Origin of the sequence: Neobacillus sp. PS3-12 (assembly GCF_030915385.1) — a bacterium.
Lineage (GTDB): Bacteria > Bacillota > Bacilli > Bacillales > Cytobacillaceae > JAEVLT01.
Genome location: NZ_CP133268.1, coordinates 1657705 through 1679788 on the forward strand (window position 1 = coordinate 1657705; position 22084 = coordinate 1679788).

The window sequence follows — 22084 nt, forward strand, 5'->3', positions numbered from 1 at the left end:
TTTAAATTAATCATTACCATTAAGTTTCCCCGCTTTTGGAGGATTTACATATTTACCATTCATTTTTACGCCAACGCCCTGGTCGTAGACCATTTTCCCGCCGAAATACCCAACAGAAAGGACACTTACTGTGCATAGTAATGAAAGAATACAATACACTGCCAATGAGAATTTGAGGAACTCTTTCTTTTTGTACATAAAGAAAAGTCTTACTGCTACCACGATAAACGCAAGGATCGTGGTCAAATCGGCTAATTGTTCATGGTAATGGAATACATTGGTATTGCCCCTGGCATCTCCCTCAGGGCCTGTCCCAACCGCAATCCACGCACTCAAAAAAGCGAGCACCCAAAGCCAAAAACCTTGCTTTGGCGATACCTTTCTTTTCGTAATCATTAACAAAAAGTCATAGATGGTTGCAATAATGATGATAGCAATTGGAAAATGAACCATAATCGGATGGATATGTGAGAATACTTCTTGAAACATAAATGACACTCCTTTTAAACAGCATGTACCACTAACATTATCATTGTATTTTTAAAAAATTCTTAAACATTAAGCAACAAAAATAATTTTAGCTGGTTTTTCTGAAATATCCCTGAAGTTTTCTCTTGTCTCGTTCGTCCATAATTGAATTTTTATGCATGAGAAAGCTGTAACAAACATAATCTCATTTGGAATTGATTTTTTTCATTTTGGAAAACCTTGAACCATCAGCTTAGAATCTATTCGCAAAAAGGGTGAAGGCGTTTGAACAATAGAGAGTTTAATAAATGGACGGATAGAAAATCTTGGTTGGTGGATCTTCCTCCAAATGTTTTAGCCAAACCTTCTGATCCTAACACTTTCACAAATTTTACTTTTTTCACAGGAAGTTTCACCAAGTTTCGGAATAAACATGACATAGTCGATATAAAGGCAGCGATCATTCTAAGAAAGTTGGTTAATGACGCTTATAAATTTGACGAAAACGATGTATTAGAGTGGTATAGAAACACGGTTTTTAACAATTTTGTTCTTGAATCTGCACATAGTACACATGGAATAAATGTTAATGCGAATTGTTTGGATGTAAATATTAATTTGTACAAATTTAAAGATAGCAATCAATTCAAAGCATTTTTAGATTCGACGATCATTTTTGTCAATGCCCTATAAAAAAGAACAGCATGGCAGCTGTTCTTTCTTAGGTGAGTTAATCTTCTTTAATCATTTCTTCATACTGTTCTGGTGTTAACAGTTTATCTACTTCACTTAGATCTGTAGGCTCAATCACAATCATCCAGGCCTTTTCGTATGGAGACTCATTTACAAATTCAGGGCTATCATTTAAATCTTCATTTACTTCGATAATCTTCCCGCTAACAGGAGCATAAAGTTCTGAAACAGTTTTAACAGATTCAACACTGCCAAACGGTGCATCAGCTGTTACTTCTGTGCCAACTTCAGGAAGCTCAACAAAAACGATATCCCCTAGTTCTGACTGAGCAAATTCAGTAATCCCAACTCTTACTTTCTCACCTTCTACTTTTACCCACTCATGCTCTTCGGAATACCGTAAATCTTTTGGTGTACTCATTCAAAATCCCTCCGTTAGTAAAATATTTATTTCGCACTGTATGTATCCTAACCTGCAACAGCAATGATGATACAACCAGTGCATCCGATAAGATCCACTCTTCTAGCAGGATACTCCCTGAAGCAAGAGCTTCACATTATCAATCATTTTAAGATAGCTGCATTACAGCCATGTTTTTTCGAAGCTCTCTTCATTAAACCCGACTGTTACCTTTTCACCATCAGTCAAAATCGGTCTTTTGATTAGCATGCCATCACTTGCCAGTAAATCAAGAAGTTCTTGTTCCGAACTTGTTTTTACTTTATCCTTTAAGCCCAATTCGCGATATTTTTGACCGCTGGTATTAAAGAACTTGTTTATAGGAAGTCCGCTTTTTTGGTAGAAATCTTCAAGCTCCACACGAGTTGGCGGATGTTCAACAATATGTATTTCTTGATAGGAAAGCTGATGGTCATCCAGCCATTTTTTTGCTTTTCGGCAGGTACCGCATTTGGGATACCAGTAAAAAGTTAACCCCATCCTTTTCACCACTTTCATTTCCAATTACAAGAGCTCCATTGAAATAGTATCATAATAAAAAATAATTTCCTAACATCATGAAAATTAAACGTTAATGCACATATGAAAAAACTTTCGACTTTTTTAGAGTGAATTCCTTCTTTATTGAGGAAAAAATTTAAAAAGAAAGTCTATGTCATTGAACCAGCGATGTAGCCAATTCAATGACATAGACCACGTTTTTAAACCATAAACCGCTCAGCTGCAATGAGTTGATCAGCTGCTTCTCTCTTTTTGGCAATAACATTGGTTGGCGTATGGCGGGTAAATTTACGAAGTGCCGAGATTAACATTCTTAACGTATCACCTTGTTCAGTCGCTACTAACGTTTCCTTGGCATGCTGCTCAATTTCATTGAATGCTTCCTGACAGAAAATCTGCGTATACAGGAGCTTCTGCTTACTTTTTTCCAATCCAGCCTTTTCAATTGCCTTTTCCGTTCGTAGAACAACAGATTCCATTGCATAGGCGTTAGAAACAATGTCAGCGATATTGGCTAATATTTCCTGTTCTTGTTCGAGAGCTTTGCCGTATTTTTGAACAGCGAGCCCTAATGCCAACAAACCAATTTTCTTTGCATTCCTGACAAGATAGGTTTCTTGTGCTAAAGCTTCATCACTCGGTTCCTCAGGGATGAGCATCATCAGTTCTTCCTGCAGGCTTTGAGCTTTTTGCAATAATGGCAGCTGCCCCTTTAGAGCTTTTCGGATATAGGTGCCTGGCACGAGAAGACGGTTAATTTCATTGGTTCCTTCAAAAATTCGATTGATCCGCGAATCGCGATACGCTCTTTCAATCTCGTATTCATTCATATAGCCATACCCGCCATGAATTTGTACTCCTTCATCGACTACATAATCGAGCGTCTCGGAAGCAAAAAATTTATTCAATGAACATTCAATCGCATATTCGGAAATCGCATCTGCAATCTCCTTTATGCTGGCGTTTTCGGAAAGCAAGCTCATCCTGTCTTCGAATAATCCAACTGTACGATAAACAGAGCTTTCTGTTGCGTATAGTTTGGAGGCCATCGTTGCGAATTTTTCCTTCGTTAAATTAAATTGGGAGATCGGTGTATTAAATTGCTGGCGTCCGTTTGCATATTTGATCGTGATACCAAGCGCATGCTTTGCCGCCCCAACTGCCCCAACTCCCAGCTTATAACGGCCGATATTTAAAATGTTAAAGGCAATGACATGACCCCTTCCAGGTTCACCAAGGAGATTTTCAACAGGAACAGGTACATCTTCAAGAATCAAGGTTCTAGTCGATGACCCCTTAAGCCCCATTTTCTTTTCTTCTCCCCCTGTTGAAACACCTTTGAAGTCCCGTTCCACAATAAAGGCTGAAAAATGTTGACCATCAATTTTCGCGTAAACGGTAAAAACATCTGCAAATCCAGAGTTGGTAATCCACTGTTTTTCTCCATTTAAAAGATAATGTGTACCGTCCGCATTTAGCTTTGCGGTTGTTCTTGCTCCAAGCGCATCCGAGCCTGATCCTGGTTCAGTCAAGGCATATGCAGCAATTTTTTCACCGCTGGCAAGCTCCGGCAAATACTTTTGCTTTTGCTGTTCGTTGCCAAATAGGATGATTGGCAATGAGCCAATTCCCACATGTGCCCCGTGTGTGATTGAAAAGCCTCCAGCCCGAGCCATTTTTTCAGTAATTAAGCTTGAGCTGATTTTATCCAACCCTAATCCGCCATACTCCTCTGGGACATCGGCACATAATAAACCAAGTTCCCCAGCTTGTTTTAATAGTTTTACTGAACGATCAAATTCATGATTTTCGATATATTCAACTTGAGGCATGACCTCTTTTTCGATAAAATCCTCGGTCACCTTCGCAATCATTTTTTGCTCATCAGTATAATCTTCAGGGGTAAACACTCGCTGAAAGGAAATATCCTCAATCAAAAAGCTGCCGCCTTTTATGACTTTATCTGTTTGCTTTGACATTATTTTTCCTCCTCATCAAGGGAAATCTACAACAATTCAAAGACGCCGGCAGCACCCATCCCGCCGCCAATACACATCGTCACCACTCCAAATTGCTCATTGCGGCGTTTCATTTCATGGAGAAGCGTTAAGCTCAACTTTGTACCCGTACAGCCAAGTGGATGCCCCAGGGCAATCGCCCCACCATTGACATTTACTTTTTCTTCATCAAGCCCTAATTCACGAATGACCTGGATGGCCTGCGAAGCAAAAGCTTCATTCAGTTCAAATAGGCCAATATCGGAAATTTCCAGTCCAGCCAGCTTCAAGGCTTTGGGTATCGCTACAACCGGACCGACTCCCATAATTTCCGGTGGAACTCCTCCAACTGCAAACGACCTGAATTTTGCCATTGGCTTAAGCCCGAGTGATTCGGCTTTTTCACGGTCCATGACCATCACAGCCGCTGCGCCATCACTTGTTTGTGAAGCATTACCTGCTGTTACACTGCCTGTTATGGAAAAGGCCGGGCGAAGTTTTGCGAGTGTCTGCAAATTCGTATCAGGCCGAACCCCTTCGTCTTGGGAAAATTGAATGGTTTTTTCGACTAATTTATTGTCATTACCGACTGAACGAATGGTTACATCAACGGGTACAATTTCATCAACAAATTTGCCTTCCCGAATGGCTTTAGCAGCCTTTTGATGACTCGAGACAGCAAACGCATCCTGGTCTTCCCGTGATATACCATACTTTTTAGCCACTTGTTCGGCTGTATGCCCCATACTCATATAATATTGCGGCGCAGTTTCCGCTAATTTCACGTTTGGACGAATCACATGGCCCATCATTGGCACAAGACTCATCGATTCAGCCCCGCCCGCTATGGCAGTATCAATTTGTCCGATGATAATTCCCTGTGCAGCATAGGCGATTGATTGAAGACCTGAAGAACAGTAACGATTGATGGTGATTGCTGGAACTGTATGCGGCAGACCGGCTAAAGCACCAATGGTTCGGGCCATGTTCATTCCCTGTTCGGCCTCAGGCATAGCACAGCCAATAATTAAATCATCTAGAATCCCCTCATAATTTCCTGCCCGTTTCAAGGTTTCTTTCACAACGAGTGCCCCTAAATCATCAGGTCGAACGCTAGCAAGTGTTCCTTTTTTTGCTTTCCCCACAGGGGTTCTTGCACCCGCAACAATGACCGCTTCTCTCATCTCGTTCCCTCTCTTTCTCTATCAATCTTAATTTATCCGTAAATTTCACTTGTTTATCCGAACTTTTCCTCGATATATCCGAACTTTTCGGTTGTATTTCCGAACTCCCTGATTTATCCGTAAACTTTACCTTTTATCCGAACATTTCTCGATATATCCGAACTTTTCGGTAGTATTTCCGAACTCTTTGATTTATCCGTAAACTTTACCTTTTATCCGAACATTTCTCGATATATCCGAACTTTTCGGTAGTATTTCCGAACTCCCTGATTTATCCGTAAACTTCATCTTTTTATCCGAACTTTTCCTCGATTTATCTGAACTTTTCGGTAGTATTTCCGCACTCTTTGATTTATCCGTAAACTTTTCCTTTTTATCCGAACTTTTCCTCGATATATCCGAACTTTTCGGTAGTATTTCCGAACTCCCTGATTTATCCGTAAACTTTACCTTTTATCCGAACATTTCTCGATATATCCGAACTTTTTGGTAGTATTTCCGAACTCCCTGATTTATCCGTAAACTTCATCTTTTTATCCGAACTTTTCCTCGATTTATCTGAACTTTTCGGTAGTATTTCCAACTCTTTGATTTATCCGTAACTTTTCCTTTTTATCCGAACTTTTCCTCGATATATCCGAACTTTTCGGTAGTATTTCCGAACTCCCTGATTTATCCGTAAACTTTACCTTTTATCCGAACTTTTCCTCGATATATCCGAACTTTTCGGTAGTATTTCCGAACTCCCTGATTTATCCGTAAACTTTACCTTTTTATCCGAACATTTCACCCTTTTTTCAGTACACTTTTATCCTTTTTCCGCACTCCCTGTTATATCCGTAAACTTCACAAGTTTATCCGAAAAAACCCTACCTTTTTAGTTAATTTCTAAGTGGTTTCCCCTTCAAAAGCATATGCTGCATCCGCTGCTGTGTCTTCAGTTCACCTACTAAACTTAAAAATGCCTCTCTTTCCAAATCGAGCAAATACTGTTCGTCAACTTCTGTTCCATATGGAACATTCCCGCCTGCAAGTACGAATGCCAGTTTTTTTGCAATCTTAAAATCGTAATCAGAAATATATCCAGACAAGAACATGGCTTGTGCCCCTAGCATCAATGTTGCATAACCTGTATCCCCGACCACTGGAACTTTTTTACGTGTCCTAGGTTTATAGCCTTTTTCATATAAAGTAAGAACCGCTTGCTTCGCGTCATATAGTAAGTGGTCACCATTTACACTGATTCCATCCGCTAATCCAAGGAAGTTATTTTCACGGGCTTCCTCAGCAGAGGTAGATACCTTTGCTAAGGCAATCGTTTCAAATACCTTATTGACAACCTTTTGCAGATCAACTTCCACACCGTTTGGAATTCTTTCTAAATGTTTTATATAAAGCTCCTTGTTTCCGCCGCCGCCTGGAATGACGCCAACACCGGTTTCTACCAGTCCCATATACGATTCCGATGCTGCTTGAATATAAGAAGCAGGCAGGCAAACCTCAGCACCACCACCTAAAGTCATCGCAAACGGCGCTGCCACCACCGGCTTTGAACTGTATTTAATTTTCATCATGGCCTGCTGAAAATGACGAACAACCAATTCAAGCTCAAAGATATTATCATCCTGTGCTTCCATTAAAATCATTCCGAGATTGGCACCAACGCAGAAGTTTTTTCCCTGGTTGCCAATCACAAGCCCTTTGTAGTTTTTTTCTACTTCATCAACTGCAAAATTAATCATTTGAATAATATCTAAACCTATGGCATTATTCGGCGAGTGGAATTCCAGAAGGGCTACCCCATCCCCGACGTCGATAAGGCTTGCGCCACTGTTCTTTTTAATAACTCCCTTTTGACTTTTCATTTGTTGAAGATCGATACATTTTGGATTCGTTTCAACAGGTTTGTATTCTCCATTTTGGTAAAAATAAAGATTGCCTTGGTCTTCCTTATAAAATGAAGTAAACCCTTTTTCAAGCATTTCCGATATCCAACCCGAATTTCCTCCCCAAGTTCCTTCATTCGCCAATAGGACTTTTCCAGGCCAATGGCATCCCATGTTTCAAATGGGCCCAACTCCCAGCCAAACCCCCATTTCATTGCACGATCAATGGCAACCAAATCATCTGCAATTGTTCCTAATAGTGCAGCCGAATAACGAAGTACTGGGCTGAAAATATTCCATAGCAGGTTACTGGCGCGATCCTCGGCATAGATGAGCGCTTTCAATTTATTGGAAAGTCCTTTAACCTGCTCTGCCTGTGTTTTTAGCTTCTTTCGCGGCCCATATTCTAATGTATGTGGATCAAGTTCAAGAATTTCTTTTCCTTTTTTCAAAAAGAAACCTTGCCCTGTCTTACTTCCCAACCAGTCCTTTTCAAGCATTTTTTCCATAAATTCCGGTACTTGAAATACTTCTTTTTCCTTTCCCTCAACCTGCTGATAGACATTTCGGGCGACATGGATAAACGTATCAAGTCCAACCACATCGAGGGTTCGAAACGTAGCACTTTTTGGACGGCCAATAAGCGGGCCAGTAACGGAATCCACCTCACCAACGCTGAATCCTCCGTCAAGCATTTCCCTTAAAGTCACCAGCAAGCCATACGTCCCAATCCGATTGGCAATAAAGTTAGGCGTATCTTTAGCAACAACCACACCTTTTCCGAGAACATCCTCGCCAAACTTCTTCACGAAGGACAGTACTTCTGATGATGTGTATGGTGTAGGAATGATCTCCAACAATTTAAGGTATCGAGGCGGATTGAAAAAATGGGTCCCCAGAAAATGCTTTTGAAAATCCTTCGATCTGCCTTCCACCATCGCTTCTACTGAAATACCCGATGTATTTGAACTGATAATACTTCCAGGCTTTCGGTATTGATCTACCTTTTCAAAAACTTGCCTTTTTACTTCCAACCTTTCAACAACTACTTCAATGACCCAATCAACTTCGTTTAATCTAGTGAGATCGTCTTCTAAATTTCCTGCTTCAATAAGGCTAAGATTGCTTTTGACTGTTAATGGAGCAGGTTTCTGTTTCTCCAAACTTTTTAATGCTCGTGTGCTGATACGATTGCGCACTCTCTTGTCAGAAAGGGTTAATCCCAGTGCTTTTTCTTCATCTGTTAATTCCTTAGGAACGATATCGAGTAACAATGTTGGAATTCCTATATTAGCTAAATGAGCAGCAATTCCCGAGCCCATTACTCCAGATCCCAAAACAGCAGCTTTCCGAATCGATTGGATCAAATCGTCTCCTCCTCCATTTTTTGAATGAATACTCATTCATTTTCTAGTTACTATAAATATAGAATATTTTAAATATTTACGCAATTAAAACATAACAATGGAGAATAAGTTTTCCTTCACTGTTATATCATATGAATCACTTTCAATGGGTATTCTATTTTTTGAGGTGATAAACATGGCGAGAGTGAAAAAGGACCCCTCCACAGCAGGTGTGAGTGCTGCAAGTGTAAAAGGTAACGCCGGCCCAAATGTTGAAGGCGACGGCGGAGGTAAAAGAAACAGCCAAAATAATCAATATAAAAGAAAATAAAGAAAACTCGCCGATTGGCTAGCCCCTAAGGGCGAAGACAGAGGCGTAGTTGCACTTGCCAGGCTCGTGTCCTGTGGCACAAGCCTGACTAGGACATCCTGTCCGTCGTGCGACATAGGAAATTAGCTAAAAAAATGACCCTCCTACACAATGAGGGGTTCATTACAACTCTATTTTTTGAAAATCCCTTTTAAAACAAAAGCCACGTTTGCAGGACGCTCGGCAAGCCGGCGCATAAAATATCCGTACCAATCTGTGCCAAACGGAACGTAGACCCTCATTTTATATCCTTCTTTCACCAATTCAAGCTGCCGCTCGGGACGAATCCCATAAAGCATTTGAAATTCAAACTGGCCACTTGGAATTTGGTGAATCTTCACAAGCTCTTTGGTATACTCTATAATCCTTTCATCGTGTGTGGCAATCGAAGTAAAATTCCCGTTTAATAAATGTTTTTCGATAATCTTCTTAAAATTTTCATCCACGTCCCTTTTTTCAGGAAAAGCAACCTCAACGGATTCCTTATAGGCACCCTTTACGAGACGCAAACAGGCTGTATATTCATTTAAATCCTCGATATCACTCATCGTACGAAATAAATAAGCCTGTAACACCGTACCAATATGGTCATATTCCAATCTTAGGATTTTAAAGATATCCAGTGTTTTTTGGCAGCGTGTGTAATCTTCCATATCAATAGTAATAAAAACATTATTCTCTTTTGCTGCATCAAGAATCCTGCGCATATTTTTCATAACAAGTTCTTCAGATATATCAAGCCCTAATGCAGTTAATTTAACCGAAACCTGTGAAGACAATTTTAACGAACCAATTCGTTTAATCACATCAATTGTCAGCTCAGTTGTTTGAAAAGCCTCTTCCCTGCTATCAACGAACTCACCTAAATAATCGAGGGTGACGTCCAAACCCTTTTGATTAAGCTCTTTAATGACCTTTACTACTTGATCCGTTGTCTCGCCAGCAACAAATCGTGTCGCTCCAAAACGTAATCCAAATTTCTTTGCGAGCTTTATCAGCATTTTATTTGTAGACAAAAAAAGGAAAAGGTTTTTTATCGTCTGATCCATTTTGCTTCCCCCTTTTGTAAACGGTATCAATATTAAGATATGCTTTTTTTGCTACACTCCATGTTTCATAAATAAAAATTTTAGAATTATTTTATCACTAATATTGTTTTTTGAATATAATCTAAAATTCACAATCTAATGAAATAAGAAAAGCGGAAGCGCCCGTTTAGCGACGTATGGACTGGAGCACACCGAGTGAGATAAGGTGAAACTTCAATCAGCGAATGCTTTTCTCGCTGATTGTTAGTTGAACCAATCGGGTTTTTACGGGCAGTTGAGAATCTACTGCCCGTTAATACTTGATAAAGGAAACACGAAGAGCGGAAGCGATTCGATGTTGACTTATCGTAGGGAGGTGGGTGAAGTACACTAGTCGCTGGGCGCTGGAGCTAGACATTATAAAAAAAGCGGCACTCACTGGTCCGCTTTTTACTTTAACTTTGATTTTCGATGCTGTTCATTCAATACTTTAACTTCATTCATAATCTCAATGATTCTGTTCTTCGCTTCAGGATACATGCCGTTCCAATGCTTGGCAAGTGCCGGCATTGTTTTAGCAATATGGCTATAGAGAGCATAGAACCTTACCTTTTCTTTTACAGCATCATCACTAGTCCCAACAAGAAGCTCACTATATTTTTCTAATAACGCATCAAATTGCTGCAAAAACTCTTTTTCCATCTTAAACACCTTCCTTAAAAAAGCGAGGGAGTCCCTCGCCTTTATGCATCAGTGGAGAACATGTACTTTTTGTAATGATAGCGAATCGAAAAAACCAACCCAAGTCCCAGCATATTTCCCATCAACGAGCTCCCGCCATAACTAATAAATGGCAGCGGAATACCGGTAATTGGCAGAAGTCCAATTGTCATGCCGATATTTTGGAAAACGTGGAAGGTAATCATGCTAATAACACCTACGCAAAGATAGGTATAAAAGTTGTTTTTCGTTTCCATTCCAACTTTTGTAATATGGTATATAAGCAAGAAAAAAATACTAATTAAAACACTTGCGCCGACAAACCCAAATTCTTCGCCAACGACACTAAAGATAAAATCAGTTTGGCTTTCAGGCATATAAATATCCCGATTCCCATATCCCTTTCCGGACGTTTCCCCTGAACCAATCGACATTAGTGACTGTGTTAGCTGGTAACCTTCTGAACTCTGATAATTGTAAGGATCGAGCCATGAATAAATCCGGCCAAACTGATACTGTTTTACACCTAAATATTTTTCTAAAATATCCGGCTGTACCAATACAAAATAAAAAATGATCCCAATCAAAAAAGCACCGCCTGCAAATATTGGCAGGAGTATTTTCCAAGAAACACCGGAAATAAAGGTCATGCCCAGCATTATCGCAAGAAATACTAGTGATGTCCCAAGGTCAGGCTGCAACATAATCAAGCCGATCGGTATTATCGTGGTGATGCCCATCTTAATTAACAGCCAAAAGTCAGATTGTATCGTTTTGACAGGATTTTTCAAATGATGGTCTTCTATTACTTTAGCCAAAGCCAGAATAAGAAAAATTTTAACAAATTCGGATGGCTGCAAGGAACCCAATGCTGGTACCTTAAACCAACTTTTTGCACCATTAATATGTGGTGCAATACTTTCTGGTGCCACTCTTACCAAGATTAGTAAAATTAAACCAAATCCGTAGGCATACCAAGTAAGTTTTTTTAATTGATCTGAATCCAATGTGATCACACTGGCAATAATCCCCACACCAACCGCATACCAAAGAATCTGTTTAACTAGGAAATTCTCCTTGTATTGGCCGGTTGTCTGAGCGCTATATATTGCCAAGCAACTAATGATAAACAAGAGTAATAAGGTAAATACTAGATTATAATCCAGCTTTGTAGAATTATTTTTATCTGAAGTCATGCCATTGATTCTCCTTTAAATTAGAACCTGGAAAAGGAACCCGTACATTTCTTCATTATATTTTTTATGAGCACAAATCACAACTTTTATCTTCGAATGGATTTATTTACTCGATTATCCTAAAATCCCCTCAGCTCTTTTATTAAATTTGCCTATTGATTTCCACTCCAGGCACTTGCTTTCCGCGGGCGTGCCGTGGAGCCTCCTCGGCGCTTTAGCGCCTGTGGGGTCTCCACTGCCCCGTACTCCCGCAGGAGTCAAGTGCCTTCCGTTCCAATCAACAATATCCTTTAACAGAGCCTTTATCAAAATAAATCTGGTTTACTTGATTTGCCATCCATTCGAGGTTATTCGGCACCTGTGGAAGACCATAGCCAATATAAATGGGGGTCGTAACAAAGCGCGGTACAACCTTCGCATAGATATTTTCATTTAAATGATAGAAAAAGATATTATAGCTTGTTGATTTAAATGGAAAATGATGAAGAATGTAATGAGCTGCCGTTTGGATATACTCCCCAAATTCTTTTGTGTAGCCCGCTTCCTCTTTCATTTGGACATTGAACTCATAAAAACCAATTCGCGGTAAGGTCGATAAACTAAAACGGACCCCATTCTCTTCCCTGATCACAATCCCCTTAAAAGCCTCTTCCTCCAGATTGTCTCGGTAATCAAGGTCATGCAATCCAATGATTTGCATATGTGGATGAGCTATCGTTCCCCCTGAAAAAGGTCCATAATTTTTGAAAAAGATGACCGATTCATAAAGACCGCTATTTTCCATCTCTTCCCAATACTTTAAACCAAATTTAAGTAATTTATGTAAATGTTCCTTTGGATAGGTAGACAATTCAGCCTGACAGTCATCGGTCTCAATGAGAACAGTTTGATAGGCATTCTCAAGGACAGGATATTTATTTTTCAAAAATATGATCGGGCCTTCAACTGCGAGAATATCTGTCAGTTGATCTCTGGCACAAAAGGGGCATGGCGTCTCTTTGTTGCGGATACTTTCTGGTTTTTGAACACCTATTGATGTATTGAAATACAAGTGTTGATTTCTCAAATCTCTTCCCCTCTTCCTTTGTATTACTCCTATTTTATGGCAGATTCTCTTTCTTTTACACTAATTTGATTCGGAATTAAATTTTTTAACAAGAAATAGAATGCCTATGAAGACAAGCCAATATATTGTTAATAGCATTCATTATGAAAGGGCTGTGTTAATGAGTCTGTTGATTTGCGCTCCAGGCACCCCAATCAACGGCTAAAAAAGCAAATATTTCCTTTAACTCAGCCAAAAAGGAAGAGGGTTGGCATGCTTACAAAGTTGGAAGCTTTTATTTTAGGGATGATTCAAGGGTTAACGGAGTTTTTGCCAATTAGCAGCACGGGCCACCTTTATTTAGGCAGAAACCTGTTTGGCTTGCAGGAAGCTGGTCTAATGCTTGATACAATGCTTCATCTTGGCACATTAATGGCTGTATTTGTTTTTTATAAGGAAGAATTATTAAACATTATTAAAAATCCCTTCAGTAAACTAACGTATTTATTGATTGTCGGAACGATTCCTGCTGTCGTCATTGGGCTTCTTTTTAAAGACTTTTTCGATGAAATTTCTAAAACAGGTGTCACGATTGGCTGGGAATTTCTAATTACCGGATTTTTTCTTTGGTTTGCGGATTCCATTAAGAACGGCTATAAAAAGATGGATCAAATAAGTTATAAAGACGCGTTTATTATCGGTACTTTTCAAGCGGCTGCCATCTTCCCCGCTGTATCACGCTCGGGTTTAACGATTGTTGCCGCCCTATGGAGAAAGTTGGACAGGGAAACGGCCGCCTATTTTTCCTTTTTATTATCGACACCGGCCATTGCTGGGGCAGTTGTCCTTCAATCAGCTGACCTTTTCAGCGGCCAAGGAGAGGAAATTACTTTGTCGGCTTTACTAGTTGGAGTCGTTTCCTCGGCTCTCTTCGGCTATGTGGCCGTCCGCTGGATGGTAAACTATTTAAAAAAACATTCCTTAAAACCCTTTGCTGTATATGTTTGGATACTCGGTTTCATCGTGCTGTTTATCCAGTTTACTGGAAAATTATAAAAACGAAAATCCCTGCTTCATCATTAGACAGCAGGGATTTTTTCATTAAATATGTCTTTTTCTAAACGTTACGGAATATTTTTTGTCTTTTACTGTTGTTTGCTTTGTAATGAAATACAAACAAACGGATAGGACAAGCGAGAGTGCCAAGAAGCTGATAATCATACTAATGACACCGCCCCAGCCAAAATTCGTCCAAAACACACCCCCTGCTGTTCCTCCAATACTTGACCCAACGTAGTAGAAAAACAGATAAAGAGACGAGGCTTGGGCTTTATCATGCGTTACACGGCGTCCCACCCAGCTGCTGGCAATCGAATGGCCTCCAAAAAAGCCAAATGTAAAAATAGCAATTCCGACTATTTTAACCAGCAAGAAAGTATTTAAAGTGATCACTGCACCGATAAACATAATGAAAATCGCAATTAAAAGCATTGTCCGACGGCCATATTTATCAGCTAAACTACCAAACCAAGTAGAACTGAATGTCCCGACAAGGTAAATAACAAAGATCCAGCCCACTAATGTCTGGCTAAGAGAATAGGGCGGTGCGGTCAACTGGAAGCCGATGTAATTGTATAGAGTAACAAAACTGCCCATTAGTAAAAAGCCTATACCATATAGGCAAAGCAACCCTGGATCTTTCAGGTGGCTGATCATCGATTTCATCAGCTTCCCTAATTCCAGTTTGCGCGGCTGGAAGTTTTGAGAAGTCGGAAGAGTAAACCAAAAGATTAAGCTTGCGATCACACTCAGTCCGCCAATACTGGCGATCGCAATACGCCAATTGAAGTAATCGGTAACCATCCCAACAATAACCCGACCGCCTAAACCGCCAAACGTATTTCCGCTAATATACAACCCCATCGCAACTCCAAGGCTTGCCGGGTCAATCTCTTCACCAAGATAGGCCATAGCAATAGCTGGCAATCCAGCAAAAACGACCCCTTGGAGAACCCTCGCCACTAATAAGAAATGAAAATCTGGCATAAATGCTGTTACCATCGCCAAAATGGAAACGGCTGCCATTGAAAAAGCCATAACCGATTTACGTCCCCAAGATTCTGATAAGGATCCCACCAGCAACATACTGATCGCCAAAGTGACCGTCGTTAATGATAACGCCAGACTGGATGTGGCAGGAGAAATATGGAATTCTCTTGAAAACTCTGGTAGCAGTGGTTGTACGCAATAAAGATTAGCAAACGTACTAAAACCAGCTGCTACTAAAGCAATATTGGTTTTGTGAAAGGCAGATGTGCCTTTTTTTATATAACTCACGATCTAATCACTCCGATGATGGATTTAATACAGTGAGACAAGACCGCTTGCAATTAAGCAGCACGGTCCTGAATTTCTCCAGTATATTTTCAAAAACTTTCTTTATGGTTTATGATAAATCCAGACAAACAAATGTGTCCAATTTATAATTATCATCATTTTCATGCATGGGGGTTATGAATAACATTTAGGGGGTTTTAGCATTTGGAGTGGCAGCAGTTAGAATATTTCCAAACCGTTGCTCGTGTACAGCATATGACACAGGCAGCAGAAATCCTATCGATCTCTCAGCCAGCCTTAAGCCGCTCGATCGCAAAACTGGAGAATGAATTAGGGGTTCCGCTATTTGAACGTCAAGGACGTTCCATTATTTTAAATCACTATGGACAGCTCTTTTTAATACGGGTTAATCGAATCTTAAAGGAATTCCAAGAGGGAAAACAGGAGCTTAAAGCTTTGCTTGACCCTGGATATGGTGTGGTTTCGCTTGGATTTCTTCACACGCTTGGTCCGGAAACAATTCCGAATCTAATTGGAACTTTTCGGTCTACCTATCCAAAGGTGACCTTTCAGCTCAATCAAAATAATTCTTCCTCACTTATTAAACAGATGGAACTCGGAGAATTTGACCTTTGTTTGATTACACCGCCTGACACAAAGTTACAGATTCAATGGATAAAACTTTGGAGCGAGGAGCTTTTTGTAATCGCCCCTGTTGGTCACCCGTTAGAAAATCGTGAAAGCATCGTCTTAGATGAAATTGCCGATGAGCCGTTTATTTCTGTAAAAAAAAGAAATGCCCTACGGCAGATTACTGATCAACTATTTCAAGAAGCAGAGATCAACCCTCAAATTGTTTTTGAAGGGGAAGAACTTCATACGATAGCAGGCCTTGTAGCTTCAGGCTTTGGTATTTCACTTATCCCCGATATCAAGGATTTGGATCCATGTAAAATAGCGAAGATTCCTGTCCGCTGGCCAAAATGTGAACGTTCTATTGGGATTGCATGGGTAGAGGGAAGATACCTGTCACCTTCAGTAAAACAGTTTAAAGAATTTGTGATTAACTATTTTAAAGAGTAAAAAAATGCGGCTCTAGTATGAGCCGCATTTTAATTTGCAATACAGTAGTACTATTTGCACATTGTTTCTCAAATGTTAAAGTCTTGAACAATATGTGAAACATTTGTAACAGCTTACATATTTGCCAGGAATGCTCTTTACAGACTTTATCTTTCGTGACAAAATTAAACAAAACATTACAAAACCCAACAAAACTAAATATGAATTTATCAAAAAGGAGGTTCTCTTTTGGGAACAAAGACCTATACCCCTGATGAAGTCGCCCAAATATTCCAAATCTCCAAACATACTGTTTATGAACTGATTAAACGAGGGGAGCTCCAAGCATTTAGGGTTGGCAATAAGATGAGATTTGAAGAAGAAGAGCTTGAAAGGTTCAAAGAAAGTACAAAAGCGCCAGCAAAAAAAGCTATGACAGAGGAACCGGCCGCACCTGTACTTTCTTTTTCTCCAATTCGGCTCGCAGGAAGCCATGACTTTCTGGTGGAGCATTTAGTCAAGAAGGCATCTGCAGCCCTAAATCTTCAGATTCAGCCAACCTTTATCGGCAGTCTTGAAGGTTTAATGATGCTGTACCGTGGACAATCCGATATAGCAGCGATACATATGCTCGACCCTGAATCAAAGGAATATAATTTGCCTTTCATTAATCGATTATTTATCTATGAAACCATATCTGTTTTGCGTTTCGCATCAAGAGAACAAGGCTTTATTGTGGCCAAAGGAAATCCAAAGAAAATTCGTGATTTTCATGATTTAGCAAAAAAAGATATTCGCTTCGTGAATCGGCAAAAAGGGTCAGGGACCCGATTTTTATTAGATTCAAAATTATCCGAGTTTAGTATTGAGCCAAAGAATATCAATGGCTATGACAAGGAAGAATGGAACCATCTGGCGACAGCATCTTATATTAGTAGAGGTATGGCCGATGTAACTTTTGGGATCAAGTCGGCGGCAAGCCACTTAGGACTTGATTTTATTCCGATTGCATGTGAACATTTTGATCTCGTTTTTCGATTTTCAAATGAAAACAAAGAAGATTTAAACAGGATCATCCATTACTTGCAATCAGCCGCTTTCAAAAACAGTTTATCTGATTTAGACGGCTATGACATTCGGGATTTAGGCCTTGCCATATATCCAACAACAAACAGTAAAACGGGGGAGACTAAATGAAAAAGAATCGCTTTTTAGCAGGCTTGTTTATCTTAATGCTCATTATCTTATCTGCCTGCGGCCAAACAAACCAGAATTCTGCTGCAAAAGAGAAAAAAGCGGCAGCACCAAAAGCTAAACCTACATCCATGATCCTTGCTACAACAACAAGCACACAGGACAGCGGTTTACTTGATGTGATTATCCCAATGTTTGAAAAGCAAAATAATGTTAAAGTAAAAGTTATCGCTGTTGGAACAGGCCAGGCACTGGCAATGGGCCAAAAAGGTGAAGCAGATGCCCTTTTAGTGCACGCTCCAGCTGCTGAAAAAGCTGTAGTAGATGCTGGCGATGGCATCAATTATAAACGTGTTATGTATAATGACTTTATTCTTGTTGGGCCAACTAGCAATCCAGCAAATATCAGTGGATCTGACATTAAGGCTGCATTCAAAACGTTATACAATACAAAAACTACTTTTATTTCCCGAGGAGACCAATCTGGTACAAATACAAAAGAACTTGGCATTTGGACCGCCCTTAATATTAAACCAGCCGGTGACAATTACGTATCAACAGGTCAAGGAATGGGTCAAACCTTGCTAATTGCTTCTCAGAAAAATGGCTATACGTTAACAGACCGTGCAACATGGCTTGCTCAAAAGAAAAACCTACCAAACCTTAAAGTCGTCGTTGAAGGCGGACAAGATTTAATGAACATTTACCATGTAATGGAAGTTAATCCTGCTAAGCACCAGGGAGTGAACAGCAAGGATGCTAAGAAGTTTGTAGATTTCATGGTAAGTGATAAGACAATCAAAGTCATCTCTAACTTTGGTAAGAAAGAATATGGCCAGCCATTGTTCTTCAAATACACTGAATAGACTTTTCAGAACTGATCAATAAGATAATATTTTAGTAGAATGGCTCCTTCATTATTGCTGGAGCCATTCTTTATAGTTTTAGCCTAGGAAAGCCTGGTGACAATATGGAGTTAATGATTGAAGGATTTAAAAAAGCAATCGCAATGATTGAATCAGGTGATCCTGAAATTTTTGCGATTACATTCTTGACCTTACGAGTTTCTTTTACATCTATGCTCGTAAGCGCGATTATTGGTTTACCAGTTGGAATGCTTTTAGGACTATCAAGATTCAAAGGAAGAAAGCTCTTGTTAGTTTTTATTAATATTGGAATGGGGTTGCCGCCAGTAGTGGCAGGTCTCTGGATCACCATGCTTTTATGGCGCTCTGGACCACTTGGGCAATTTTCATTACTATATACGCCTACAGCGATTGTCATGGCCCAGGTTTTAGTGTCACTCCCGATTGTAACGGGTTTAACTTGCTCTGCATTCCAACAGATTAGCGGAAAAATGCTCATGCAAATAAGGGCTCTGGGTGCAACGAAGTGGCAGACTGTTTTTCTTTTATTAAAAGAAACAAGAATTGCGATTATGGCTGCAATTATGGCTGCTTTTGGGCGTGTGATTGCCGAGGTTGGAGCAGCGATGATGGTTGGTGGAAATATTCAAGGTGACACGAGGATTTTAACAACCTCCATCGTCATGGAAGTATCAAAAGGAAATTTTGATGTTGCGCTTGCCCTATCCTTTATTATCATGGCAGTTGCCTTATTAATTACAGCTACCCTTACCTTTTTACAGCAAAGGAAGCGACTGACATGAACTCACTTCTTACGCTTGAAGAGATTAAATACCAAATTGGAAACAAGCTGGTTTTATCAATCCCACACTTTTCAATTGAATCTGGAGAGTTTTTAGGAATTATGGGCCCGAATGGTGCAGGGAAAAGTACATTGCTAAAAATCAGCTCATTGCTTGAAAAACAAAGTCAAGGAAAAATCATTTATAAAGGGGAAACGATCCCTGCTGGGAAAGCACCGCTAGAATTACGGCGTAAATTCTCGATTGCCTTGCAGCAATCCTTGCTGCTCGATACCACCGTCTATCAAAACATTGCGATTGGTTTAAAGCTCCGCAATGTCCCCAAAAGGTTTATTAAAGAAAAAGTAAACAGTTGGATGGAGCAATTTCAAATCAGTCATCTTGCGAAAAAAAATGCCCACCATTTATCCGGCGGAGAAGCCCAAAGGGTAAACTTGGCGCGGGCAATGATTATTGAGCCGGAAATTCTGTTTTTGGATGAGCCATTTTCTGCTTTAGATTTTCCAACTAAAGTTAAGTTAATGGAAGACTTTAAAAAGATTATTGGCAGAACAGGGACTACTGCTGTTTTTGTGAGTCATGACTTGATGGAGGTTAACTTTTTAACAAAACGGTTGGCCATTATAGTTGGCGGGGAATTAAAACAGGCTGGACCTACCCAAGAGGTGCTGGAGCATCCTAACGCTGAAACAGCGTCGTTTCTTAATGAATGGAAGAAATTTTATCCACTAAGCAGCGCTGGGAATTTGGCATAGTCTGTAGAAAAAGCGCCCGTCTCAAGGGCGCTTTTCCTACAAATCTATTAAACTTCCTCTTTCGGAAACCAAAGAATCATGCTGGTTCCTTTGTTTAGCTTGCTTTTCACCTTGATGACCCCATTATGAGCATCCATGAGGGCTTTTACGATCGAAAGACCGATGCCGACACCGCCTGTTTTGCGGTCACGCGACTTGTCACCGCGGTAAAAACGCTCGAAAATATGGGGGATATCGTCTTCACTGATTCCGGGGCCTTCGTCTTCAATCATGAATCCCACATAATCGTCTTCCTCCGATAAAACCGATAAAGTCACGCTTTTTCCTTCTGGGGTGTACTTCAATGCATTGTTGAGCACGTTCGTTAAAACTTGCACCAGACGGTCCTTATCCGCTTTAAACCATTCTTCTTGCAGCGGTTCCCTTAATATTAATTCAACCCCCTTTTGCTTGCATAAAGGCTGAAACATTTCCCAGAGAGCGATTAACACTCCACCAGCTTCTAAATTTACTTTTTCAAGCTTCATTTGTGGATTTTCAGCCGCTAACAATTTCTCCATTTCATTCACGAAACGAACCAGTCGCATCAGCTCTTCATGACATTGTGTAAGCCGTTGTGGTGTCGGTTCCCATATGCCGTCCTGGAAAGCCTCAATTTGACTCCGTAATGTGGCGAGCGGTGTCCGTAGCTCATGGGCTAAGTCCCCCGTGAATTGCTTCCTCAGCATTTCTTCTTTTGCCAAGGATTCAGCCAGTTTATTAAAAGAAATGGCAAGTTCTTTTACTTCTGATGGCAAACCCGTTAATGGTATACGGATATCAAGGTTATGCTGCCTTAATTCTTTAGTCGCAAACGAGAGCTTTTTCAGCCCAGATGTTAACTTTTTTGAAAAAATCATACTGAAAACAATCGCCAGCACAATGGTTAAACAAACAGACGCATAAATATATAATTGAATCGTTTGTAAAAACGTATATTGATCGGCAATCAGCCCTTCAGGATAGATGGCGATTAACTTTCCAATAACCTTGTTATTCACCGTAAGCGCATATGGCTTCGTTTGCCATTCTTCCCCATTCGTAACAGGCTCCGTTAGCCCAAGGCTGTTCATCATCCCCCTGATTCGCGATGAATCCATTTGCAGATGCTCCATCTGGTCAAAAACCTGAAAATAAAGCTGGTCCGTCATAGCAAACTCATGGATATATTCATTCACCTGAGTGCTTGAAAAATTGCCATTTTGCTTATATTCTTTTTCAATTTCTCCAATAACCCGATCAATCTTCTTCTCGCGATTATGATCCAAATAGCTCCTGAAGCTTGATTCAAAGCCATACTGGATAAAAACACTTAATGCTAAAATACCAATGAGCGAGACGATTAAAAAGTAAAACAGGATTCTAGACCGGAGTGTTTGCAGCATTCAAGACCCCTCCAAATTTATACCCCATCCCAAAAACGGTCACGATAAAGGCAGGCTGTCTTGGGTCTTGTTCGATTTTCTTACGAAGGTTTTTAATATGTGTATCAACACTTCGTTCATAACCTTCATAATACATGCCTTCATCCTGAATCTTTTCAAGTAAATCCAGGCGGCTGTATACCCTCCCAGGATTCATCGCCAGATTGGTTAACAGCTTGTACTCAATCGGAGTTAAATTAACAAACTGTCCATATGCGGTTACTTCTTTTTTATCTAAATCAATCATTAATTGTTTATCATTAAATTCAAGGCGTTCTACTTTTTCAGTTTTCTTCACCCTCCGAAGGATTGCTTGCACACGGACAACCACTTCGCGCGGACTAAATGGCTTCGTGACATAATCATCGGCCCCCATCACAATCCCATTAATTCGATCGTCTTCAGAGGATTTAGCTGTCAGCATTAGGATGGGAAGGTCTGAATCCTTCCTGACTAAGCGGCATACCTCTTCCCCTGATATATCAGGCAGCATTAAGTCAAGAATCATTAAATCAGGGCTTACTGATTTTACTTTTTTCAACGCATCAATGCCATTATCGGCGGTATGAATTTCATATCCTTCCCTTATAAGGTAGGCCTCCAGGACTTCTGCTATCCGTTTTTCGTCATCTACGATTAAAATTTTCTGCATTCGGACCACTCCTCACCTTTCCACTATACCACGCTAGTATCTATCTGTTTTTGTCTTC

General features: G+C 40.1%; 20 protein-coding genes and 1 pseudogene. 8 read left to right on the forward strand and 13 right to left on the reverse strand.

All coding sequences use genetic code 11. From position 1 onward, the window contains the following. Positions 1-6: 6 nt before the first annotated feature. Positions 7-489, reverse strand: coding sequence for a DUF2231 domain-containing protein (locus RCG17_RS08620; protein ID WP_308174771.1), 483 nt, complete (start codon positions 487-489; stop codon positions 7-9). A 264-nt stretch (positions 490-753) separates the two neighbouring features. Here RCG17_RS08620 and RCG17_RS08625 point away from each other — a divergent pair, with 264 nt between their 5' ends. Beyond that, on the forward strand, positions 754-1161 hold the full coding sequence (locus tag RCG17_RS08625; RefSeq protein WP_308174772.1) for a hypothetical protein: 408 nt from the start codon (positions 754-756) through the stop codon (positions 1159-1161). Between the two features lie 37 nt (positions 1162-1198). On the opposite strand, the gene gcvH is transcribed toward RCG17_RS08625, so the two are convergent. From gcvH to RCG17_RS08650, 5 genes and pseudogenes are all read right to left on the reverse strand, one after another. Continuing rightward, positions 1199-1582, reverse strand: coding sequence for a glycine cleavage system protein GcvH (gene gcvH / locus RCG17_RS08630; protein WP_308174773.1), 384 nt, complete (start codon positions 1580-1582; stop codon positions 1199-1201). 162 nt (positions 1583-1744) lie between these two features. Next, a complete protein-coding gene (locus RCG17_RS08635) occupies positions 1745-2101 on the reverse strand; it encodes an arsenate reductase family protein (RefSeq protein ID WP_308175798.1) in 357 nt (118 codons plus the stop codon). Positions 2102-2322: 221 nt separating this feature from the next. Continuing rightward, positions 2323-4101, reverse strand: a complete 1779-nt coding sequence (locus RCG17_RS08640; RefSeq protein WP_308174774.1) for an acyl-CoA dehydrogenase FadE — start codon at positions 4099-4101, stop codon at positions 2323-2325. Between the two features lie 26 nt (positions 4102-4127). Next, on the reverse strand, positions 4128-5303 hold the full coding sequence (locus RCG17_RS08645; RefSeq protein WP_308174775.1) for an acetyl-CoA C-acetyltransferase: 1176 nt from the start codon (positions 5301-5303) through the stop codon (positions 4128-4130). 881 nt (positions 5304-6184) lie between these two features. Next, positions 6185-8553, reverse strand: a pseudogene (locus tag RCG17_RS08650) (3-hydroxyacyl-CoA dehydrogenase NAD-binding domain-containing protein). Between the two features lie 178 nt (positions 8554-8731). Here RCG17_RS08650 and RCG17_RS08655 point away from each other — a divergent pair. Continuing rightward, complete coding sequence (locus tag RCG17_RS08655; RefSeq protein ID WP_308174776.1) at positions 8732-8866, forward strand: YuzL family protein; 135 nt, start codon at positions 8732-8734, stop codon at positions 8864-8866. A gap of 170 nt (positions 8867-9036) precedes the next feature. On the opposite strand, the gene RCG17_RS08660 is transcribed toward RCG17_RS08655, so the two are convergent. The 4 genes from RCG17_RS08660 to RCG17_RS08675 form a co-directional block, all read right to left on the reverse strand. After that, positions 9037-9954: a proline dehydrogenase family protein gene (locus tag RCG17_RS08660; RefSeq protein ID WP_308174777.1), complete on the reverse strand. Its 918-nt coding sequence runs from the start codon at positions 9952-9954 to the stop codon at positions 9037-9039. 429 nt (positions 9955-10383) lie between these two features. Further along, positions 10384-10635, reverse strand: a complete 252-nt coding sequence (locus RCG17_RS08665; RefSeq protein WP_308174778.1) for a DUF2573 family protein — start codon at positions 10633-10635, stop codon at positions 10384-10386. A gap of 41 nt (positions 10636-10676) precedes the next feature. Next, a complete protein-coding gene (gene rodA, locus RCG17_RS08670; RefSeq protein WP_308174779.1) occupies positions 10677-11849 on the reverse strand; it encodes a rod shape-determining protein RodA in 1173 nt (390 codons plus the stop codon). A 277-nt stretch (positions 11850-12126) separates the two neighbouring features. Further along, positions 12127-12915 (reverse strand): DUF4931 domain-containing protein, encoded by a 789-nt coding sequence (locus tag RCG17_RS08675; protein ID WP_308174780.1) that lies wholly within the window; start codon positions 12913-12915, stop codon positions 12127-12129. Between the two features lie 252 nt (positions 12916-13167). Here RCG17_RS08675 and RCG17_RS08680 point away from each other — a divergent pair, with 252 nt between their 5' ends. Further along, on the forward strand, positions 13168-13950 hold the full coding sequence (locus RCG17_RS08680; protein WP_308174781.1) for an undecaprenyl-diphosphate phosphatase: 783 nt from the start codon (positions 13168-13170) through the stop codon (positions 13948-13950). Between the two features lie 45 nt (positions 13951-13995). Here RCG17_RS08680 and RCG17_RS08685 read toward each other — a convergent pair whose 3' ends face one another. After that, positions 13996-15231, reverse strand: coding sequence for an MFS transporter (locus RCG17_RS08685; protein ID WP_308174782.1), 1236 nt, complete (start codon positions 15229-15231; stop codon positions 13996-13998). 204 nt (positions 15232-15435) lie between these two features. Here RCG17_RS08685 and RCG17_RS08690 point away from each other — a divergent pair, with 204 nt between their 5' ends. The 5 genes from RCG17_RS08690 to RCG17_RS08710 all read left to right on the forward strand — a co-directional run bounded on the left by RCG17_RS08690 (position 15436) and on the right by RCG17_RS08710 (position 19911). Next, positions 15436-16314: a LysR family transcriptional regulator gene (locus RCG17_RS08690; RefSeq protein WP_308174783.1), complete on the forward strand. Its 879-nt coding sequence runs from the start codon at positions 15436-15438 to the stop codon at positions 16312-16314. Positions 16315-16542: 228 nt separating this feature from the next. Next, entirely contained in the window at positions 16543-17490 is a 948-nt protein-coding gene (locus RCG17_RS08695) for a helix-turn-helix transcriptional regulator (protein ID WP_308174784.1), read from the forward strand. Next, the gene (locus RCG17_RS08700; protein WP_308174785.1) at positions 17487-18353 is read left to right on the forward strand and encodes an ABC transporter substrate-binding protein; all 867 of its coding nucleotides are present in this window, start codon (positions 17487-17489) and stop codon (positions 18351-18353) included. The genes RCG17_RS08695 and RCG17_RS08700 overlap by 4 nt, the downstream gene beginning before the upstream one ends. A gap of 104 nt (positions 18354-18457) precedes the next feature. Next, positions 18458-19156: an ABC transporter permease gene (locus RCG17_RS08705; RefSeq protein WP_308174786.1), complete on the forward strand. Its 699-nt coding sequence runs from the start codon at positions 18458-18460 to the stop codon at positions 19154-19156. Beyond that, the gene (locus tag RCG17_RS08710) at positions 19153-19911 is read left to right on the forward strand and encodes an ABC transporter ATP-binding protein (protein ID WP_308174787.1); all 759 of its coding nucleotides are present in this window, start codon (positions 19153-19155) and stop codon (positions 19909-19911) included. Before RCG17_RS08705 ends, RCG17_RS08710 begins: the two co-directional genes overlap by 4 nt. A 47-nt stretch (positions 19912-19958) precedes the next feature. Here RCG17_RS08710 and RCG17_RS08715 read toward each other — a convergent pair whose 3' ends face one another. Together RCG17_RS08715 and RCG17_RS08720 are read right to left on the reverse strand one after the other, a co-directional pair. Next, positions 19959-21335: a HAMP domain-containing sensor histidine kinase gene (locus RCG17_RS08715; RefSeq protein ID WP_308174788.1), complete on the reverse strand. Its 1377-nt coding sequence runs from the start codon at positions 21333-21335 to the stop codon at positions 19959-19961. Continuing rightward, complete coding sequence (locus RCG17_RS08720) at positions 21313-22026, reverse strand: response regulator transcription factor (protein ID WP_308174789.1); 714 nt, start codon at positions 22024-22026, stop codon at positions 21313-21315. The genes RCG17_RS08715 and RCG17_RS08720 overlap by 23 nt, the downstream gene beginning before the upstream one ends. Positions 22027-22084: the final 58 nt, after the last annotated feature.

Bases quoted from the DNA above. Each gene is read 5' to 3' on its own strand.
- RCG17_RS08640 (WP_308174774.1), bottom strand. From the start codon at position 4,101: ATGTCAAAGCAAACAGATAAAGTCATAAAAGGCGGCAGCTTTTTGATT.
- RCG17_RS08720 (WP_308174789.1), bottom strand. From the start codon at position 22,026: ATGCAGAAAATTTTAATCGTAGATGACGAAAAACGGATAGCAGAAGTC.
- RCG17_RS08660 (WP_308174777.1), bottom strand. From the start codon at position 9,954: ATGGATCAGACGATAAAAAACCTTTTCCTTTTTTTGTCTACAAATAAA.
- RCG17_RS08665 (WP_308174778.1), bottom strand. From the start codon at position 10,635: ATGGAAAAAGAGTTTTTGCAGCAATTTGATGCGTTATTAGAAAAATAT.
- gcvH (WP_308174773.1), bottom strand. From the start codon at position 1,582: ATGAGTACACCAAAAGATTTACGGTATTCCGAAGAGCATGAGTGGGTA.
- RCG17_RS08620 (WP_308174771.1), bottom strand. From the start codon at position 489: ATGTTTCAAGAAGTATTCTCACATATCCATCCGATTATGGTTCATTTT.
- RCG17_RS08700 (WP_308174785.1), top strand. From the start codon at position 17,487: ATGAAAAAGAATCGCTTTTTAGCAGGCTTGTTTATCTTAATGCTCATT.
- rodA (WP_308174779.1), bottom strand. From the start codon at position 11,849: ATGACTTCAGATAAAAATAATTCTACAAAGCTGGATTATAATCTAGTA.
- RCG17_RS08680 (WP_308174781.1), top strand. From the start codon at position 13,168: ATGCTTACAAAGTTGGAAGCTTTTATTTTAGGGATGATTCAAGGGTTA.
- RCG17_RS08710 (WP_308174787.1), top strand. From the start codon at position 19,153: ATGAACTCACTTCTTACGCTTGAAGAGATTAAATACCAAATTGGAAAC.
- RCG17_RS08645 (WP_308174775.1), bottom strand. From the start codon at position 5,303: ATGAGAGAAGCGGTCATTGTTGCGGGTGCAAGAACCCCTGTGGGGAAA.
- RCG17_RS08635 (WP_308175798.1), bottom strand. From the start codon at position 2,101: ATGGGGTTAACTTTTTACTGGTATCCCAAATGCGGTACCTGCCGAAAA.
- RCG17_RS08705 (WP_308174786.1), top strand. From the start codon at position 18,458: ATGGAGTTAATGATTGAAGGATTTAAAAAAGCAATCGCAATGATTGAA.
- RCG17_RS08655 (WP_308174776.1), top strand. From the start codon at position 8,732: ATGGCGAGAGTGAAAAAGGACCCCTCCACAGCAGGTGTGAGTGCTGCA.
- RCG17_RS08715 (WP_308174788.1), bottom strand. From the start codon at position 21,335: ATGCTGCAAACACTCCGGTCTAGAATCCTGTTTTACTTTTTAATCGTC.